Origin of the sequence: Stenotrophomonas sp. PS02300, from assembly GCF_029959395.1 — a bacterium.
GTDB lineage: Bacteria > Pseudomonadota > Gammaproteobacteria > Xanthomonadales > Xanthomonadaceae > Stenotrophomonas > Stenotrophomonas maltophilia_AD.
The window spans coordinates 1-14,648 of the sequence record NZ_JASCOP010000104.1; the positions used below are offsets into that span (position 1 = coordinate 1).

The 14,648-nt window shown below is 68.1% G+C and carries 10 protein-coding genes and 1 riboswitch; of the genes, 4 read left to right on the top strand and 6 right to left on the bottom strand.

Annotated features, from left to right (window positions below):
• Positions 1 to 101: 101 nt before the first annotated feature.
• Positions 102 to 1,547 carry an adenosylhomocysteinase gene (gene ahcY / locus QMX79_RS16015; RefSeq protein WP_068849268.1) on the bottom strand — a complete coding sequence of 482 codons (1,446 nt, stop codon included), beginning with the start codon at positions 1,545 to 1,547 and terminating at the stop codon, positions 102 to 104.
• Positions 1,548 to 1,579: 32 nt separating this feature from the next.
• Positions 1,580 to 1,667: riboswitch (S-adenosyl-L-homocysteine riboswitch) on the bottom strand.
• A 126-nt stretch (positions 1,668 to 1,793) separates the two neighbouring features.
• Here ahcY and QMX79_RS16020 point away from each other — a divergent pair.
• A complete protein-coding gene (locus tag QMX79_RS16020; RefSeq protein ID WP_282247615.1) occupies positions 1,794 to 4,316 on the top strand; it encodes a prolyl oligopeptidase family serine peptidase in 2,523 nt (840 codons plus the stop codon).
• A gap of 124 nt (positions 4,317 to 4,440) precedes the next feature.
• Positions 4,441 to 7,149 (top strand): phosphoenolpyruvate carboxylase, encoded by a 2,709-nt coding sequence (ppc, locus tag QMX79_RS16025; RefSeq protein WP_282247616.1) that lies wholly within the window; start codon positions 4,441 to 4,443, stop codon positions 7,147 to 7,149.
• A gap of 3 nt (positions 7,150 to 7,152) precedes the next feature.
• Here ppc and QMX79_RS16030 read toward each other — a convergent pair whose 3' ends face one another.
• The 3 genes from QMX79_RS16030 to metK form a co-directional block, all read right to left on the bottom strand.
• A complete protein-coding gene (locus QMX79_RS16030) occupies positions 7,153 to 7,656 on the bottom strand; it encodes an acyl-CoA thioesterase (protein ID WP_282247617.1) in 504 nt (167 codons plus the stop codon).
• A 16-nt stretch (positions 7,657 to 7,672) separates the two neighbouring features.
• Positions 7,673 to 8,887: a hypothetical protein gene (locus tag QMX79_RS16035; RefSeq protein ID WP_282247618.1), complete on the bottom strand. Its 1,215-nt coding sequence runs from the start codon at positions 8,885 to 8,887 to the stop codon at positions 7,673 to 7,675.
• Positions 8,888 to 9,022: 135 nt separating this feature from the next.
• Complete coding sequence (gene metK, locus QMX79_RS16040; RefSeq protein ID WP_282247619.1) at positions 9,023 to 10,234, bottom strand: methionine adenosyltransferase; 1,212 nt, start codon at positions 10,232 to 10,234, stop codon at positions 9,023 to 9,025.
• A gap of 303 nt (positions 10,235 to 10,537) precedes the next feature.
• Here metK and QMX79_RS16045 point away from each other — a divergent pair, with 303 nt between their 5' ends.
• Complete coding sequence (locus QMX79_RS16045; RefSeq protein WP_282247621.1) at positions 10,538 to 11,449, top strand: UDP-2,3-diacylglucosamine diphosphatase; 912 nt, start codon at positions 10,538 to 10,540, stop codon at positions 11,447 to 11,449.
• Entirely contained in the window at positions 11,437 to 12,465 is a 1,029-nt protein-coding gene (locus QMX79_RS16050) for a metal-dependent hydrolase (protein ID WP_282247622.1), read from the top strand. The genes QMX79_RS16045 and QMX79_RS16050 overlap by 13 nt, the downstream gene beginning before the upstream one ends.
• 1 nt (position 12,466) lies before the next feature.
• Here the strand turns inward: QMX79_RS16050 and QMX79_RS16055 are convergent, their stop codons facing one another.
• Both QMX79_RS16055 and dusB read right to left on the bottom strand, forming a co-directional pair.
• Positions 12,467 to 13,291: a methyltransferase domain-containing protein gene (locus QMX79_RS16055; RefSeq protein WP_068849287.1), complete on the bottom strand. Its 825-nt coding sequence runs from the start codon at positions 13,289 to 13,291 to the stop codon at positions 12,467 to 12,469.
• A gap of 40 nt (positions 13,292 to 13,331) precedes the next feature.
• Positions 13,332 to 14,324 (bottom strand): tRNA dihydrouridine synthase DusB, encoded by a 993-nt coding sequence (gene dusB, locus QMX79_RS16060; protein ID WP_282247623.1) that lies wholly within the window; start codon positions 14,322 to 14,324, stop codon positions 13,332 to 13,334.
• Positions 14,325 to 14,648: the final 324 nt, after the last annotated feature.

The following is a 14,648-nucleotide window of genomic DNA, read 5'->3' on the forward strand; positions in this document are numbered from 1 at the left end:
GGCAGGGTGCACTCCGGGTGAAGCCCGGATAACGAAAACGGGCGCCCGAAGGCGCCCGTTGCGTGGGGTAGTGCCAGCCCCTGGCTGGCAACCCTCGACCATCAGTAGCGGTAATGCTCCGGCTTGAACGGACCTTCCACCGGCACGCCGATGTAATCGGCCTGTTCCTTGGTGAGGGTGGTCAGCTTCACGCCGATCTTTTCCAGGTGCAGGCGCGCCACTTCCTCGTCCAGCTTCTTCGGCAGCAGGTACACCTTCTTCTCGTAGCTGTCCTTGTTGGCCCACAGGTCGATCTGGGCCAGGGTCTGGTTGGCGAACGAGTTGGACATCACGAAGCTCGGGTGGCCGGTGGCGCAGCCCAGGTTGACCAGGCGGCCTTCGGCCAGCAGGAAGATCGCGTTGCCGTTCGGGAACACGTACTTGTCCACCTGCGGCTTGATGTTGATGTGCTGCACGCCCGGGAAGCCGACCAGCGCATCGACCTGGATTTCGTTGTCGAAGTGGCCGATGTTGCAGACGATCGCCTGGTCCTTCATCGCGCTCAGGTGCTCGATGCGGATGATGTCCTTGTTGCCGGTGGTGGTGACGTACAGGTCCGCACGGCCCAGGGTGGATTCGATGGTGTTGACCTCGAAGCCTTCCATCGCCGCCTGCAGGGCGCAGATCGGATCGATCTCGGTCACCACCACGCGCGCGCCGTAGGCACGCAGCGACGCGGCGCAGCCCTTGCCCACGTCACCGTAGCCGCAGACCACGGCGACCTTGCCGGCCAGCATCACGTCCATCGCGCGCTTGAGGCCATCGGCCAGCGACTCGCGGCAGCCGTACAGGTTGTCGAACTTGGACTTGGTGACCGAGTCGTTGACGTTGATCGCCGGGATCAGCAGGGTGCCGGCCTGGGCCAGCTGGTACAGGCGGTGCACGCCGGTGGTGGTTTCTTCCGAAACACCCTTCCAGTCCTTGACCACGCGGGCCCAGTAACCCGGACGCTCCTTCGCCACGCGCTTGAGCAGGTCCTTGATGACCTGTTCTTCGTGCGAGGCCGCCTTTTCGTCGACCCAGGTGCTGCCGTTTTCGAGCTCGTAGCCCTTGTGGATCAGCAGGGTGACATCGCCACCGTCATCGACCACCAGTTCCGGGCCGGTCAGGGTGCCGTCGGGCAGGGTGAAGGTCAGCGCGTCCAGGGTGCAGTCCCAGTACTCTTCCAGCGACTCGCCCTTCCAGGCGAACACCGGGGTGCCCGACGCGGCGATTGCCGCAGCGGCATGGTCCTGGGTGGAGAAGATGTTGCACGAGGCCCAGCGCACGTCGGCGCCGATGTCCTTCAGCGTTTCGATCAGCACGGCGGTCTGGATGGTCATGTGCAGCGAACCGGTCACGCGCACGCCCTTCAGCGGCAGGGTGGCGGCGTGCTTGCGGCGGATCGACATCAGGCCCGGCATTTCGTGCTCGGCGATATCCAGTTCCTTGCGGCCCCAGTCGGCCAGCGAGATATCGGCAATCTTGTAATCACCTTCGGTGGAGAAGGTCTTGGCAACAGCGTTCATGCAAAAGCTCCGGTAATGGACGAATGGCTCGTCTTCGCCGGGCGCCGTTGGAACCAGCCCTGCCACCGAGCCTGGCCGTGCGGAACAGGTCCGGCAGCGGTCGCAGCGCCCCTCGGTGGAGGGGATGCCCATTATATCCCGGCGCACCGCCCGGGCATGAATCGGTGCCGGCCCCCAACCATCGGCAGGGGGGCAAACCGCGCCCCGCTGTTAAGGTCCAAGGTTTGCACAGCATGGGGTGGGAAGATGACAGGCAATGACCGTACGCGCCGCGCGCGCTGGAGCAGCCGGCTGATCGCGGGCATGGCCCTGCTGGCGGTGGCGCCACTGGCGCTGGCGGCGACGCCCACCGCCGGCAAAAAAGCGCCGCAGGCCGTGGCCGCGCCGGCAGCGCAGGGTTACCAGCTGCCGTCGGCCGCGCTGCAGGCGGTGGCCAACGCCCCGCGCGCGCCCACCCTGAGCCTGTCGCCGCGCCGCGATATCGCCGCGCTGCTGCAGACCCCGCCGCTGCCGTCGATCAACGAAGTGGCCCAGCCCGAGCTGAAGCTGGCCGGCGTGCGGATCAACCCGGCCACCTTCTCGGCCAGCGCGTTCACCTTCGCCGACAAGCTGTGGCTGATGAACATCGCCGACGGCAAGGAGCGCCAGATCACCGGTCTGCCGCAGCCGTTGTCGGTGGCCTCGCTGGCGTGGTCGCCGGACCAGCAGTACCTGGCCTTCAACCAGGTGCAGGCGGCCAGCGGTGCCAACGAGCTGTGGATCATCGACGTGGCCAGCGGCAGTGCGCGTCGCCTGCTAGCCGACCTCAACACCGTGTTCGGCAGCGGCTACGACTGGCTGCCCGACAGCCGCGGGCTGGTGGTCACCCAGCAGGTCAAGGGCCAGGGCCCGGCGCCGGCCGCGGGCGGCATTCCGGTCGGCCCGGCGATCCAGCAGACCCAGGCCGACGCCGGCGTGCGCGCGATCCGCACCTACCAGGACCTGCTCAGCAACGAAGCCGATGCGCGCCTGTTCGATCACTACGCCAGCTCGCAGCCGGTCCGGGTCGCGCTCAACGGCGTGACCGCGCCGCTGTCCACCGCGGGCGTCTACCTGGATGTCAGCATCTCGCCGGACGGGCAGCATGTGCTGGCCCAGCGCGTGCAGCGTCCATACTCCTACCTGGTGCCGGCCGATGATTTCCCGCGTCGCATCGAAGTGCTGTCCGCCGCCGATGGCCGGCTGCAGCACACCGTGGCCACCCTGCCGCTGGTGGAAGGCCTGCCCACCGGCAACGACGCGGTGCCGACCGGGGTGCGCGAGGTGAGCTGGCGCGCCGATGCGCCGGCCACGCTGGTCTGGGCCGAAGCCCAGGATGGCGGCGATCCGGCCCGCGATTCCAAGGTGCGCGATGCGGTGCTGATGCAGGCCGCGCCGTTCGACGCGCCGCCGGTCACGCTGGCGCAGCTGGGCAGCCGCTATGCCGGCATCCAGTGGGGCCGTGGCGACCTGGCGCTGCTCAACGAGTCGTGGTGGAAGTCGCGCGTGGTCAAGCAGTGGCGCATCGCGCCGGACCAGCTCGACCAGGCCCCGCAGCTGCTGTCCGAGCGCTCATCGCAGGACCGCTACAACGATCCGGGCAAGCCGGCACTGGTACGCGACGTGAACGGGCGTTCGCGCCTGCAGATCACTGAAGATGGGCGCAGCATCTTCCTGATCGGCCAGGGCGCCTCGCCGGAAGGCGACCGCCCGTTCGTGGACCGCTTCGACCTCGAGAGCCGCACCGCCACCCGCCTGTTCCATTCGCAGGCACCGACCTACTCGCTGCCGCAGGCACTGCTCGACCAGGAAGGCACCTCCGTGCTGCTCACCCGCGAGTCGCCCGATACGCCGGCCAACTACTACGTGCAGTCGCTGGCCGATGCCACGGCGGCCCCGCGCGCGCTGACCCGCTTCGAGCATCCGCTGCCGCAGCTGCGTGGGGTGAGCAAGGAGCAGATCCGCTACAAGCGCAACGACGGCGTCGACCTGACCGCCACGCTGATGCTGCCGCCGGGCTACAACGTGAAGAAGGATGGCCCGCTGCCGATGCTGATGTGGGCCTACCCGGGCGAGTTCAAGACCGCTGCGGCGGCCAGCCAGGTGACCGATTCGCCCTACCGCTTCAACGCCATCGGTTTCTGGGGCCCGCAGGCGTTCCTGGCCAAGGGCTACGCGGTGCTGGTGAGTCCGTCGATGCCGATCATCGGCGAAGGCGACAAGGAACCCAACGATACCTACCTGCCGCAGCTGGTGGCCAATGCCGAAGCAGCCGTGGATGAAGTGGTGCGGCGTGGGGTGACCGACCGTGAGCACATCGCCATCGGCGGGCATTCGTACGGGGCGTTCATGACCGCCAACCTGTTGGCGCATACGCGGTTGTTCAAGGCGGGTATCGCGCGCAGTGGTGCGTACAACCGCACGCTCACCCCGTTCGGGTTCCAGGCCGAGGAGCGCAACTTCTGGCAGGCACAGGACGTGTACCTGAAGATGTCGCCGTTCAATTTCGCCGACAGGATCAAGGATCCGATCCTCTTCATCCACGGCGGGGACGACAACAATTCCGGTACGTTCCCGATCCAGAGCGAGCGCATGTTCGCGGCGGTGAAGGGGCTGGGCGGCACCGCGCGGCTGGTGATGCTGCCCAACGAGTCGCATCACTACCGTGCGCGCGAGTCGTTGATGACCATGCTGGCCGAAAGCGAGCGGTGGTTGGAGCAGACCATCGGGCCGGGCATGAAGATCAAATGATGCCGCGCCGGGCGTTGCCCGGCGGCTGCAACACATGCAATTGAAACCATTTGCGCGGCAGGGATTGCCGCGCAATCTGGGTTAGGCTTGATGCGATTCCGTTCCCGAGGCCAGTGCGTCGCAGATGAACGAGTACCGCAGCAGCATCGTCTTTGCCACCCCCGACATTCCCCTGCGTGACGATGTGCGCCGACTCGGCGCACTGGTCGGCGACCTGCTTGCCGAGCAGGTATCCACGCAGTTCTTCGATGATGTGGAACAGGTGCGCACCCGCGCCATCGCGCGCCGTGAGAGCGAGGCGCCGCTGTCCGATCTCAATGATGCGTTGACCGGGCTGCCGCCCGAACGCGCCGAAGCGATGGTGCGTGCGTTCAGCACCTACTTCCAGGTGGTCAACATCGCCGAGCGGGTGCACCGCATCCGTCGCCGCCGCGATTACCAGCGCGCCGGCACCGCGCCGCAGCCCGATGGCCTGCAGGATGCCCTGCAGCAGCTCAAAGCGCAGGGCGTCACCCTGGAGGAGCTGGCCAGCTGGCTGCCGCGCATCGACATCGAGCCGGTGTTCACCGCGCACCCGACCGAAGCAGTACGCCGCGCGCTGCTGGAAAAAGAACAGCTGATGGTGGCCAGCCTGGTCGACAACCTCGACGGCCAGCGCACCCCGGGCGAAGCCGCCGCTGACGCGGCACGCTTCCGCATGGCGCTCACCGCGTCCTGGCAGACCACCGATTCCTCGCCGGTGCGGCCGACCGTGGACGACGAGCGCGAACACGTCGGCTTCTACCTGGTGCAGGTGCTGTACCGGGTGATCCCGGTGCTGTACGAATCGCTGCAGCAGGCACTGCTCGATACCTATGGCGACAGCGTGCCGCTGCCCCGGCTGCTGCGCTTCGGCACCTGGGTGGGCGGCGACATGGACGGCAACCCGAACGTGGATGCCGGCACCATCCGCAACACGCTCGACGCGCAGCGCCAGGCGGTGCTGGGCCGCTACCAGAAGGACCTGCTGCAGCTGGCCAGCCTGCTCAGCCAGTCCACCGAGCGGGTGGCGGTCAGCGACGCGCTGCAGGCCCGGGTGGCGCACTACCAGCAGCTGCTACCCAAGGTGGTCTCGCGCCCGCGGCATGCCGACATGCCCTACCGCCTGCTCAACGACCGCATGCGCGCGCGGGTGCAGGCCACGCTGGAGGACGCCGAGGGCGCCTACGCCTCGCCACGGGAACTGGAGGACGACATCACGCTGATCCTCGACAGCCTGCATGCCAACAAGGGCGACCACGCCGGTGGCTTCGCGGTGCGCCGTCTGTTGTGGCGGGTGCGCACGTTCGGCTTCCACCTGGCGCGGCTCGACGTGCGCCAGGAATCGAGCGTGCATGGGCGCGCGCTGGCCAGCGTGCTGGATGGACAGGACGCCTGGGACGCGGCCGACGCGATCGCGCGCGCGCAGCGCCTGGCGCCGTTCGCCAGCGGCGGGCAGGCATTACCCGCCAGCACCGAAGCCGGCGGCCAACGCCTCGATGCGGTGTTCGCCGCGCTGGCCGATGCCCGCCGCCGCCACGGCGCCGATGCCCTGGGCAGCTACATCATTTCCATGGCCCACGACCGCAGCGATGTACTCGCGGTGCTGGCGCTGGCACGGCGTGGCGGACTGGTGGACGAGGCCGGCGCGGTGCCGCTGGATATCGCCCCGCTGTTTGAAACCGTGGACGACCTGCAGCGCGGCACCGATACGTTGCGCGACCTGCTGGCCGACCCCGTGTACCGCGCGCACCTGGCCGCGCGCGATGACGTGCAGATGGTGATGCTGGGCTATTCGGACAGCGGCAAGGATGGTGGCATCGCCGCGTCGCGCTGGGGCCTGCAGCGCGCCCAGGTGGAGCTGCTGGAAGTGGCCGCCGAAAGCGGCATCCGATTGACCTTCTTCCACGGCCGCGGCGGCTCGATCAGCCGCGGTGGCGGCAAGACCACTGATGCGGTGGACGCCTCGCCACGCGGCAGCATCGATGGCCGCCTGCGCGTGACCGAGCAGGGCGAGGTGATCCACCGCAAGTACGGCATCCGCGCGCTGGCGCTGCGCTCGCTGGAGCAGTCCACCGGCGCGGTGCTGCGCTCGAGCCTGCGCCCGCGTGCGCCCGAGCCGCGCGAGGCACAGTGGCGCCCGGTGATGGACCTCGTGGCCGGGAAGAGCGCGGAGGCCTATCGGGCGTTCGTCGGCCAGCGCGATTTCATGCAGTACTTCCGCCAGGCCACGCCGATCGATGTAATCGAACGGATGACGCTGGGCTCGCGGCCGTCACGGCGGCTCGGACAGGACGCTGCGCTGACCAACCTGCGCGCGATTCCGTGGGTGTTCGCCTGGAGCCAGGCGCGCGCGGTGATTCCCGGCTGGTATGGGGTGGGCAGCGGCCTGCAGGCGGCGATCGATGCCGGGCACCAGGCCACGCTGCAGGAGATGGCGCGCGACTGGCTGTTCTTCAGCACGTTCCTGGACGACATCGCGATGGTGCTGTCCAAGGGCGACATCACCATCGCCGAGCAGTTCTCGCAGCTGGCCGGCCCGCTGCACGCCACGTTCTTCCCGCAGATCCAGCGCGAGCTGGCGCTGACCGGCAAACTGATCCTGGACATCACCGGGCAGGACGAGCTGTTGCAGCACGACCAGCGGCTGGCGCTGTCGATCCGCCTGCGCAATCCCTACATCGACCCGATCAGCGTGCTGCAGGTCGACCTGCTGCGCCGCTGGCGCGAAAGCGGCGGCGAGGATGACGAGGTGCTGCGCGCCCTGGTGGCATGCGTGAACGGCGTATCCCAGGGCGTACAGAACACGGGGTGACGCTTATTCCGGCGACGGCGGATTCGACGCCAGCAGCTCGCGCTGGCGCTGTTCCATCTCCGCCCGCAGCTGCCGGCGCAGCAGCGCGGCGGCCTGGCGGCGGCGCTGGTCGCTGGATTCGAGCTGCAACGGCGGCACCGGGGTCGGCTTGCCGTCGTCATCCACCGCCACCATGGTGAAGAAGCAGCTGTTCGCGTGCCGCACGCTGCGCTTGAGGATGTCCTCGGCCACCACTTTCACCCCGACTTCCATCGACGAGGTACCGGTGTAGTTCACCGAGGCCAGGAAAGTGACCAGCTCACCGACCGCGATCGGTTCGCGGAAGGTCACCTGGTCCACCGACAGGGTCACCACGTAACGGCCGGCATAGCGGCTGGCGCAGGCGTAGGCGACCTGGTCGAGCAGCCGCAGGATCGCCCCGCCATGGACCTTGCCGGAAAAATTGGCCATCTCCGGCGACATCAGCACGGTCATGGTCAGCTGGTGGGATTTGATATCGGTAGGCATCGGCTGAGTTTACCGCTCAGCGCCCCTCCAGACGCGCCAGCAGCGTGGCGGTGGGGAAGCCACGGGTCAGGAAGCGCGGCGGGTACAGATGGCGCGGGTCGGCTTCCAGCAGGTGACCGATGATCGGCATCGCCGTGTTCCAGGGCGCGCGGATCACGCGGGAGTCGTCCTCAGGCACCACGAAGGCCAGGTAGTCGGTGAGGGGCAGGGATGTGTCCACGCCCTGGGCCCAGCTGGCGATCGAGAAGGTGTCGGTGTCATTGCGGTACACCATGAACGTGGCCACGAACACATCGACGCCGTGGGCTTCGTGAATGCGCTGCAGAAGCGCCTTCTGCTCCTGATAGGCATCCTGGCGAAGCGACAGGCGCAGCTGGTGCTGCTTCTGGCGCAATTCGGCCGTCGCCGGCTCACGGATCGTGATCTGTCCGTCGTCGTCATGGCAGAACAGCTCCGAGGAGATGGCCCGTCCTGCCTTGATCTCCTCCAGCGCGATGTCGAACATCTGGCCTTGTGCCGCCTCGTCGTTCTCCCCGGCCACCATCATCAGGTCGCGTGTGGCCAGCAGGAACACGGGGCGCCCGGCCACCGGTACCCGGTTCACCAGCTCGGGCAGCAGGGCGCGGCTGCTGTCGTAGCAGTCTGCCCATGCGGCGCGGAACAGGCCGGGCGCGATGGGCTCGAAATCGACCGGCGCGATGTCGCGCAGGTTGCTGCGCGCGATGCGGAGCGCTTCGTGCAGGGAAACGCCCCATTCCGGCGCCGGTCCCTCCTGATGGGTGACCATGTGTTCGGCATGGTCGACGGCGATCAGCTCCACGCACTCCTCGCTGAGCTGGCGATACTGCAGGGTGTTGGGGGTGTCCCATCCCGTGTCCGCAATGCCCTGCAGCCGGACATGCTCCAGCTGACCGCGGCTGCGGATGACCGGGCGCAGCAGGGGCCGCAGTTCGTCCCATCCGGGCTGGCGGTCAACGCTGGCGCGCAGGGTGCGCACGAACGGGTCCAGCGCCTGCTGCTGCTTGCCACGCGGCGCATCCACGTACGCCCGGTGCGCATTGTGCAGATTGAAGTAGTTGCTGCTCTGGCCGACCTGCACGCGGAACAGCGCGGCGTCGTAGGTCATCGGTTGGGTGACGCCGCTGCGGCGGGCGGTGGTGATGAAGCGTTCGGCGAATGCGTCGTGGCCGGGGGTGTCCTTGAACCACCTGTCCAACAGGTTGGAGAGCATATGCGAGCGTCCCTGGTCGATCCCGACATGCTCGCTTGGGTTGGCCGTTGCTTGCAACGGGCAAAAAGAAGGGCCGCTTGCGCGGCCCTTCCTGTATCGACCATCGCCGGGCAGGGCCCGGTGCTACGTCGTGTCTTACTTCAGCTTCGCATCCGCACGCAGGGCGGCGGCGCGATCGGTCTTCTCCCAGGAGAAGGCCGTGGCGTTCACCGTGTCACCGGCAGCGTTGAGGTAGCTGAAGTCCTTCGGCTTGCGGCCGAAGTGACCGTAGGCTGCGGTCTGCTGGTACATCGGGTGGATCAGGTCCAGCATCTTGATGATGCCGTACGGGCGCAGGTCGAAGTGCTTGCGGATCAGCTTTTCGATCGTGTCATCGCTGATCTTGCCGGTGCCGAAGGTGGTGACCGAAATCGAGGTCGGCTCGGCCACGCCGATGGCGTAGGAGACCTGCACTTCGCAACGGTCGGCCAGGCCGGCCGCGACGACGTTCTTGGCCACGTAACGGGCCGCGTAAGCCGCCGAACGGTCGACCTTGGACGGATCCTTGCCCGAGAACGCGCCACCACCGTGACGGGCCCAGCCGCCGTAGGTGTCGACGATGATCTTGCGGCCGGTCAGGCCGCAGTCGCCCACCGGGCCGCCGATCTCGAACTTGCCGGTCGGGTTGATGTGGAACTTGGTGCCCTTGTGCAGCCACTTGGCCGGCAGCACGGGCTTGATGATCTCTTCGCGGACGGCCTCGATCAGGTCCTTCTGCTTGATGCCCGGGGCATGCTGGGTCGACAGCACCACCGCGTCGATGGCAGCCACGGCGCCGTTTTCATAGCGCAGGGTGACCTGGCTCTTGGCGTCCGGGCGCAGCCACGACAGCGGCGAGTTCTTCTTCTTGCGGATCTTGGCCTGCTGCTCGACCAAGCGGTGCGACAGGTGGATCGCGGCCGGCATGTAGCTGTCGGTCTCGTTGGTGGCATAGCCGAACATCAGGCCCTGGTCGCCAGCGCCCATTTCTTCGGGCTTCTTGCGGTCCACGCCCTGGGCGATGTGCGGCGACTGCTTGCCGATCAGGTTCAGCACGCCACAGGTGGCGCCGTCGAAGCCGACGTCGGAGCTGTCATAGCCGATATCCAGGATCACCTTGCGGGTCACCGCTTCCAGGTCGATCCAGGCGGAGGTGGTGATTTCACCGGCCACGATCGCAACACCGGTCTTGACCATGGTTTCGCAGGCCACGCGGGCGCGCTGGTCCTGGGCAAGGATCGCGTCCAGCACCGCATCGGAGATCTGGTCGGCAATCTTGTCCGGATGGCCTTCGGAGACCGATTCGGAGGTGAACAGGTAGCTGGACATCAGGCGTAATATCCTTTGATTCGGATGGAAAGATGGGCGCGAATGATACACGGCAAGTCGCGCCATTGCATTGTGGCCCAGCGGGGGTTGCCCATGGTTAAGCCGGCGTGCCCATCGGCAGGGGCCGCCAGAGCGTGATTGGGTCCCAGCGTCGTGGCCCAGTGTTCCACCAGCGTGACAACCACGACCGAACGGGCGGTGCCTTGGGGGCGGCGTCATCAACCTGCCGTCAAACGGTCACCGTGCTGCCGCGTGACGGGCGCAGGCTCCCGGCCATTCAGCCGCCGGGAAGGAGCACGCGCCATGCACGCCATCGAGCAGCGTCTGCGGTATCACGGGGTGGATCGGGTCGCTGTCGGCCCACCGGCCGGGCCGGATGCCCTGCCGGACAGTGAACGGGACGCGCCCGGCCGGCCAACCCCGGGCGGCGGTCCGGCCCCGTGGCGGCGGACCGTGTTCCTGTCCGACGTCCACCTGGGCTCGCAACATTGCCACGCCGCCGAGCTGGCGGCGTTCCTGGGCCGGCTGCGCTGCCAGCGGCTGTACCTGGTGGGCGACATCATCGACCTGTGGTGGCTGGCCCACCGCCGCGCCAGCTGGCAGGCGGCACACAGCGAGGTGATCCAGGCGCTGCATGCGCTGCGCCGGGCCGGCACCGAGATCGTCTACATCCCCGGCAACCACGATGCGTCGCTGCGCCAGCTGTGCGGGTTGATGCTGCCGGCGATGCGGGTGCGCCGCCGCGCCATCCACACCACCGCCGACGGCCGCCGGCTGCTGGTGGTGCATGGCGACGATTACGACGGTGCCACCCACTTCGGTGGGCTGCAGGAACGCTTCGGCGACTGGCTGTACTACCGCATCCTCACCGGCAACCGGCTGCTCAACGCGGCACGGCGTCGGCTGGGGCTGCGCTACTGGTCGCTGTCGGCGTTCCTGAAGAAGCGCAGCGTTGCCGCCGAGCGCTACATCGAACGGTTCGTGCAGGCCGGCCTGGCCGACGTGCGCCAACGCGGCCTGGACGGCATCGTGTGCGGGCACATCCATCGCGCCGCGCTGGTCGAACGCGACGGCCTGGTCTACGCCAACGACGGCGACTGGGTCGAAAGCCTGACCGCGCTGGCCGAAGACCCCGACGGCAGCCTGCGCCTGTTGGACCACCACGGCCACACGCTCGCGCGGACGTCCCGTAACATCGGCCAATGGATTCCCTAAGCCAGATCGTTCTGGGCGGCGCCGTAGCCGCCGCCATCGCCCCCGCCGGCCACCGCCGCGCCGCGCTGCTTGCCGGCGCCGCGCTGGGCACCCTGCCGGACCTGGATGCCCTGCTGCTGGCCTTCACCGCCACCGACCCGGTGGCGCTGATGACCGAGCACCGCAGCTACAGCCACTCGCTGCTGGTGCTGCCCTGGGTGGCGCTGTTGATCTGGTGGGGTTTCAAACGCTTCGGCCACGGCCGCGTGGCGCAGGCGCCGGCGCGCTGGTTCTGGGCGATCCAGCTGGCGCTGATCACCCATCCCCTGCTCGATGCGTTCACGGTGTACGGCACCCAGCTGTGGTGGCCGTTCACTCCGCCGCCGACGATGTGGTCCAGCGTCTTCATCATCGACCCGCTGTACACGGTGTGGCTGCTGCTGGGCTGCGCGGTGGCATGGTTCGCGCGCAGCCGCCCGCTGGCGCAGAAGGCGCTGCTGGCGGGGCTGGTGCTGAGCACCGGGTACCTGGGCTGGTCGCTGCTGGCCAAGCACCAGGTCGACCGCGACGCCGACCGTGCGCTGGCGGCGATGGGGCTGGGCGATGCGCCGCGGTTCTCGGTCGCCACGCCGTTCAACACGGTGCTGTGGCAGGTGGTGGCGATGACGCCCAGCGGCTATGTGGTCGGCGAGCGTTCGCTGGTGGCCGACCGTGGGCCGATGACGTTCCGTGGCTATCCCTCAAACGTGCAGGCGCTGCGCCAGGCCGCGCACATTCCCGCCGTTGCCCGATTGAACTGGTTCAACCGGGGCTTCATGCGCGCGCAGGTGGTCGATGGCCAGCTGCAGCTGAGTGATCTGCGCATGGGGCTGGAACCGGATTACACGTTCACCTTCGCGGTGGCGCGTGCGGAGGGGGAACGCTGGGTGGCGATCCCGCCGGAGCAGCTGCGCCCGGCCTACGAAGGCGAGCAGGGCAGGGCGCGGGTCAAGCGCCGCTTCGCGGTGATGTGGGAGCGGATCTGGAACGCGCCCTGATTCAATACACCGTGGCGCGGGCCTGCACGAACGAGAAGAAGAACACGGCGTTCGGGTCGTTCTGCACCAGGCTGAACTCGCGGCGCATGCCGTCCACGGTTTCCTGGTCGACCAGGCCGGCTTCCAGCAGCGGGTCGGCGGCCGACAGCAGCAGCTGTTCCCAGAAGGCGATCATGGTCTTGCGCCGGGCCGGTTCGCGGTTGTCCAGGTGGATGGTCTTGATCTCGGTGTGCACGTCGCGGAAGCCGCCGGCCAGCAGCAGGTTGCCGAGCTTGGCGCCGACGAACGGGTCGCCGCCGTGGTCGTACTGGAAGTCGTTGAAGGCCATCCAGTAGCGCCAGATGTGCGGCGAGTACGGGTCGAGCAGGAACGAGGCGTTCATCACTTCGGTGACGTAGACGGGCGAGCCGGGCACCAGCACGCGGCGCACTTCGTTGAGCACGCGGGCGGGCGAGGGCACGTGTTCGAGCACCCAGCACAGGAACGCGGAATCGAACTCGCGTGCGCCGAACGGCAGGTTGCCGGCGTCGGCCTGCAGCAGGGTGTAGCGCTCGCTGCACCAGGGGGTCTTTTCGAGGTTCTGGCGGGCGGTGGCCAGCTGCGTTTCGCTGAGGTCCACGCCGGTGACGTGCAGTTCGGGGAAGCGGCGCAGCAGGATCTCGGTCTGGGCACCAACGCCGCTGCCGACTTCGAGCAGGCGCTGGGCGCCGCTGTAGTCGATGTTGTTGAAGATGGACGATTCCAGCAGGCGGGCCTGGGTGACGAGGCGGTGCTGTTCGGTGCTGGAGAAGCCGTGCAGGTAAGTGGGGGCGGCAATCGGGGTCATGGCGGTCACGTGGCGCGGGGCAGGCCCGGAGATGGGGGGATCAGGCGGCGGAGGACAGCGGTTCGCCGGCGGCCAGTGCGGTGAAGTAGTCGGTGGTCAGGGCGATCTGGCCTGCGGCGTCTTCGGCGCGGTTGACGACGGCGCGGAAGGCGGCATTCTCGGGGCGGTCCTTGGCGTACCAGCCCAGGTGCTTGCGGGCGATGCGCACGCCCTGGGGTTCGCCGTAGAAATCGTGCAGGGCATGCAGGTGGCCGAGCAGGATGTCGCGCACTTCGTGCAGGCTGGGCGGCGGCAGCAGGGTGCCGGTGGCAAGGTAGTGGGCGACTTCGCGGAAAATCCAGGGGCGGCCCTGTGCGGCGCGGCCGATCATGACGGCGTCGACGCCGGTCTGGCCGAGTACGTGGGCGGCCTTCTGCGGGCTGTCGATGTCGCCGTTGGCGATCACGGGGATGCGGAGGGCGGCCTTGATGGCGGCGATGGTCTCGTATTCGGCGCTGCCGGTGTAATGCTGGTCGCGGGTGCGGCCATGCACGGCGAGGGCGGCGATGCCGCTGTCTTCGGCGATGTGGGCGATGCGGGGGCCGTTGCGGTGGTCGCAGTCCCAGCCGGTGCGGATCTTGAGGGTGACCGGAACATCGACGGCGCCGACGACGGCGCTGAGGATGCGGGCGACGAGGTCTTCGTCGCGCATCAGGGCGGAGCCGGCCCAGGCGTTGCAGACTTTCTTGGCGGGGCAGCCCATGTTGATGTCGATGATCTGGGCGCCGTGGTCGACGTTGTAGCGGGCGGCGTCGGCAAGCTGCTGGGGTTCGGTGCCGGCGATCTGGACGCTGATGGGGTCGGGTTCGCCGGCATGGTCCATGCGGTGGATGGATTTGCGGGTGGTCCAGAAGCGGGGGTCGGAGATGGTCATTTCAGACGCGGTCAGGCCGGCGCCCAGGCGCTTGCACAGCAGCCGGAACGGTTTGTCGGTGACGCCGGCCATGGGGGCGAGCACCACGTTGGGCTGGATGTTGTAGGGACCAATCTGCATGCCGGCATTGTAGTGCCGGCCCGTGGCCGGCAACCGAGCAGACCCCTGCGATCCGGCCCCACATTCAGGCCGATCCGGAAGGCCCTGATGCCGTACGGGCATGAGCAGATGCTTGACGGTTGCTTCCCGCGCCCCCAGCGGTGGGTGATGTTGGGCGGTTCACCGGGGCCAACAGCCTAAACGGCAGATCAAGGGCCACGTCAAAGGCGTCGGCTCTGCTTGGTCCCACGGCTTGGCAGGTCGGTGCGGGTTTGCGGGGGGCGCCGTGAACCCATCCATGGGGGCTTGGTCGCGGCATCCATGCCGCTCACACCCCCGCAAACC